This window comes from Paenibacillus xylanivorans (assembly GCF_001280595.1).
GTDB lineage: Bacteria > Bacillota > Bacilli > Paenibacillales > Paenibacillaceae > Paenibacillus > Paenibacillus xylanivorans.
The window spans coordinates 61,035-65,869 of record NZ_LITU01000029.1 but is presented as its reverse complement, the minus strand read 5'-3'; the positions used below and the strand labels follow the sequence as shown (position 1 = coordinate 65,869).

General features: G+C 43.1%; 4 protein-coding genes and 1 pseudogene. 2 read left to right on the top strand and 3 right to left on the bottom strand.

From position 1 onward, the window contains the following. Nucleotides 1–134 precede the first annotated feature (134 nt). Nucleotides 135–1,095, top strand: a pseudogene (locus AMS66_RS02965) (helix-turn-helix transcriptional regulator). A 262-nt stretch (nt 1,096–1,357) separates the two neighbouring features. Here AMS66_RS02965 and pdxS read toward each other — a convergent pair. Then, the gene (gene pdxS / locus AMS66_RS02960; protein ID WP_201782129.1) at nt 1,358–2,242 is read right to left on the bottom strand and encodes a pyridoxal 5'-phosphate synthase lyase subunit PdxS; all 885 of its coding nucleotides are present in this window, start codon (nt 2,240–2,242) and stop codon (nt 1,358–1,360) included. A 130-nt stretch (nt 2,243–2,372) separates the two neighbouring features. Here pdxS and pdxR point away from each other — a divergent pair, with 130 nt between their 5' ends. Next, entirely contained in the window at nt 2,373–3,854 is a 1,482-nt protein-coding gene (pdxR, locus tag AMS66_RS02955; protein WP_053779372.1) for a MocR-like pyridoxine biosynthesis transcription factor PdxR, read from the top strand. Nucleotides 3,855–3,971: 117 nt separating this feature from the next. Here pdxR and AMS66_RS33380 read toward each other — a convergent pair whose 3' ends face one another. Together AMS66_RS33380 and AMS66_RS02950 are read right to left on the bottom strand one after the other, a co-directional pair. Then, on the bottom strand, nt 3,972–4,160 hold the full coding sequence (locus tag AMS66_RS33380; RefSeq protein WP_236703124.1) for a hypothetical protein: 189 nt from the start codon (nt 4,158–4,160) through the stop codon (nt 3,972–3,974). 172 nt (nt 4,161–4,332) lie between these two features. Beyond that, on the bottom strand, nt 4,333–4,835 hold a 503-nt coding region (locus AMS66_RS02950; protein ID WP_456238475.1), incomplete at its 5' end, for a family 4 glycosyl hydrolase.

Sequence of the window (4,835 nt, the reverse complement as noted above, 5' to 3'; positions counted from 1 at the left end):
CTTTTTCTTCAAAATTATAATTACTCATCATGAACACCGTCTTCTTTAAATTTATCAATTGATTTGTCTTTTCACTTGATGGGTTTATAATAACCTTAAATCATGTCAAAATATGATACTGTTTAGGGGGCCCAATGAAAAAAGTTGAACGGATTAATATCATCATGCGCTATATCAACAACCGCGCCCACTTTACCATCTCTGAAATCATGCAAGAATTTAACATTTCTCGTTCGACAGCTTTTCGTGATATTAAAGAAATTGAAGGCATGAGCATGCCGCTAGTCGCTGAAGTCGGGAGGGACGGGGGTTATTTTGTCATGAATAACTCTGTCCTGCCCACTGTCCGCTTTACCGAATGAAATCAAAGCTCTGTTTATCGCCTTTATGGCCACCAGAAATCAACAACTCCCTTATCTGAAAAGTCGTCAGTCTTTAACAGAAAAATTATTGGGCCCCATCTCCGAAAATCAGCAGGATGACCTGGTTCTGTTAAATCAAATATTGCTCTTTGAAGGGACTAACCCTCATAATCCCGACTTGCTTGATCTGTCAGACCTGCCCCATCCCATGTTGGAAAAACTTATTCAGATTCTTCTTTTAGAGAGTTATTTATTGGTTACTGTCAAAGAAGAGCGGGAAATAAAGTCTTATCCCATTTATCTTTTGCACCTTTATCGCGAAAAAAGCCTATGGCTAATTGAAGGCTTTGACTTAGAGAATGAGAAGAGACGGATTATATCCGTCGACAATCTCACACAAATAGAACCATACCCAAAGAAAAAAAGGGTCAGTAAGAAAAAGATTTTAGAACAACTAAGCAAGCAGGAAGAGGTAATCAACCTTGTGCTTGAACTTGGTCCAAAGGCGATTGCTCAGTTCAAAAAATACCATCCTTTTAACTGTTCACTTGCTTATACGAATCCTTTCCAAACCCTAGCTATTATAAAGACATGTATCAATGTTTATCATTTAGAATAATTAACCAAAATAACTAATTGGTTTCTTTTTCTAGGTGGAGATATCAAGATCAAGGAGATTCCGGAAGAAAGCCTAAACGGTATACAAGAGAGATTAAGCTTATACTGCCCATAAATAATGTTCTACTTCCCCTCTTTTCTGTTTTCCACATATATTGCATGATAAAACATATTGTCTCTACCTTTGGTAAGTGCAGTTACATTAAAACCTCTCCCTTTTCAATTCTTTATTGTCAAAAACAACAACAAAACCGATCAATGGAGAATAATTGATCGGCTTTTCTTGATATCTATTCCTACTCCATTCAAACTCAATGCTCATCTACAGCGCGGTGTAGAAACATACCACTACTTTAATACCGCTGTTCTATTTACTCCTACCAACCGCGGTTGGACATGCGCTCATCTGGAGACAATTTAGAAATTTCAATCCCTTTCATAGGGGCGCCCAAGTTTTTGGATACTTCGGCAATCAGTTTGTAGTCCGTGTAATGTGTTGTAGCTTCAACGATTGCACGAGCGAATTTCTCAGGGTTATCCGATTTGAAAATACCAGATCCTACAAACACACCGTCTGCTCCCAGATGCATCATTAGTGCTGCGTCTGCCGGAGTGGCTACACCGCCTGCTGCAAAGTTAACGACAGGAAGTTTTCCATTTTCATGAACATCGCGCAGTAGTTCATAAGCTACGCCCAAATTTTTGGCTTCAGCGTATAACTCGTCCTTGGACATGTTTTTCACTTTGCGGATCTGGCTGTTAATCAGACGCATATGACGAACGGCCTCAACAATGTTACCTGTTCCAGGCTCACCTTTTGTACGAATCATCGATGCGCCTTCGCCAATACGGCGAAGAGCCTCTCCCAAATCTTTGGCACCACATACAAATGGTACGGTGAACTCATGCTTATCGATATGGAACACTTCGTCTGCAGGCGTAAGAACTTCACTTTCATCGAGATAGTCTACTCCTAGGGATTCAAGCACTTTGGCTTCTATGTAATGACCGATACGCGCCTTGGCCATAACCGGAATAGACACAACCTTCATAACCTCTTCAACGATGGTTGGATCTGCCATGCGAGCTACACCGCCGGCTGCGCGAATATCAGAGGGTACCCGTTCAAGAGCCATAACAGCTGTTGCTCCTGACGCTTCAGCAATTTTAGCTTGCTCTGCATTCATGACGTCCATGATGACGCCGCCTTTTTGCATCTCAGCCATACCTCTTTTTACACGATCTGTACCTGTTTGCATAATTGTATTCCTCCTATTTAAATTTTATTGTTTCACTTCAAACTATGATTTAGTATAAAATGAGAATGGACATATAAAAAGATCCAATATCGCCGGATTTTATTGTACCACTCCAAACAACCTAGGAGGACCCATGCAATTTCATGTAGCTTACAGTTCATATTTGAACCGACAATATACCAAGATGAAAGCTCTTTATCATGCGATTCGTGATGCTATTCAGGAAGGTACCCTCGTGTACGGCGAGAAGTTACCAGCTACAAGGGAGTTAGCTGCGTCTTATCATATTTCTCGAGGAACAGTGAATCAGGTATATGATACGTTGACTGCTCAAGGTTACATTCATTCAGAGCATGGAAGAGGAACCTTTGTTGCTTATCAATTGGATTTAAGCAATGATGCGTCCACTGTGAAAACTTGTGCCCATCACTTATCAGCTTGGGGAGATCGTATTCAGCAGCTTGAACAGCAGACGACTCAAAGAAATGCACAAACAAATGATTCCAGAATAGAGAGCGGCGACGCAGTTATCGATTTTAGCAAATACCAGCCTGATTTATCCAAATTCCCTTACGATGAATGGAACAATCGATTGTATGCAGAGATACGGCATCGTGAGCATCACATGAAAACAAACTCTACTCTTGTTAGTTCAACAGGGGAGCCGAAATTGAGAGAAGCGATTGCTGCCTACCTACGGAGGATGCGAGGGATTCATGTAGATGCTGATCATATTGCAGTGACTGCAGGCTCTATGCAAGCTATAGCTCTACTCACTCAAATACTTGCAGATCCCGGCGACTATGTTGTGACGGAAAGTCCTTGTTATGTCGGGATTTCCCAGGCCATATTCGCTGCGGGCGCAAGGCTGATCGAAGCCAATCTCGATGGTCAGGGACTTGTCCCCCAAAACTGGGATGCACGTATGTTGTTTGTTACGCCGTCACGACAATTTCCAACGGGCGAGATGCTTAGCCTTGAACGCAGACAAACCTTATTGGATTGGGCACATCGTCATGATGCCATGATTGTCGAGGATGATTATGATAGTGAATTCCGATATCGAGGAATGCATGTTGAACCTTTGAAAACACTTGATAAAGCGGGACGCGTCATCTACCTTGGCAGCTTCACGAAAACCTTGCCTCTTGAAGTCCGGCTGGGTTATGTGGTTCTTCCCCCCACCTTGGCAGACACCTTTAGAAAGGCACAGGCACTATACGAGCCAAGACCCGTCAATCTGATCGAACAACGGGCATTAGCTGCATTTATGATAAGCGGTCAATATGAGCGTCATCTGCGCAGGATGAATCGTCTATACAGTCGTAAGTTCCATATGTTACTCCAACTTTTGAGCCAGCAACTCTCTACATGGTTTGATTGGGTGGAAAATGAAGCGGGGCTACACGTGTTTGGCTGGTGGCGAGGTAATGCATCCACTTATGAGGTCTTTCGGGCATCGGCTAGGTCAGAAGGGGTTGTATATTCAGAAGTCAGCAGTACAACGTCTGAAGGTACGAAGTATGGTATATATTTATCATTTGCACATTTGACGGATGTTCAATTACAGGATGGCGTGTCCAAATTGAAAAATGCTGTCACAGCTCCATTGTGAGGTACTTCGTCGCTCTCGTCTTTGAAAACTGAACACCAAAAATCCCCTCATTTGTACAGGAAGAGTTCACAATCGTGGAATCTCTATTGACCTGTCCACCCTGAGGGAATGTATTGGCTAATGCGGAGGCTCTGGTTGATACATCGCACTTTTCATTCGATTATTTATTGAAAGTAACCTTCTCCGAACCTGCTTCAAGAACGATGAAGTTGGCAGGCTTCCCTTCTTCAATGCCGTATACTTTTGGCGGCGATATGTGCCAGTTTCTTCCGTATAGATGCCAAGCAGCAGATTGCCCGCAAGCACGATGCCCTTGCCAGCCTCTCTGGACTGAATTAAAGGTACCAGTATTCAATTACATTTATTATTTTAGAAACCCTCTTTATCTTTTCATATGAACTAGGATTTCTTAATAAAACCAAAGACCACGTTACGCCTTTGTTAGGAAACTACGTGGTCTTATATCGTTATCTATTCCTTAGCTATACTGCAGTCTGTCCTTGTACCAGTCGTCTGGAATCATATTACGCTCCAGTTCCAACAATTCATGAATGATCTTGTCCGCGTCACTGATGGAATTCACGAGCGGATCGGTGAGCATCGCCCTTCTCAGCTTCTCGTAGCTCTGTTCTAGAACAGCTTCGACCGTAAGCTCGTGCGTATCCAATACAAGTTCTTGCATACCTCTTATTCCTCGCGGCATCTCGCCTACATGAACTGGCTTCACCCCATCCATGCCCACGTCGCACAGCAGCTCCAGGAACGAATCGGCATTCATATTGGTTACCGCGCCTTGATTAAGCGTATTGATGAAAAACTTCTTCCCCAAATTCCCTACCATGTTCTCAATGATATCAGTCGCATGATCCGGGCCAAAGGTGCTCATGTAATCGGCAATCGGGAAATTTCCGGCAAGAAAGTCATCCACCTGACGCCACATTTCGTCATGACGCTGGTACCTGTCCTCTGTCTCCCAAATGG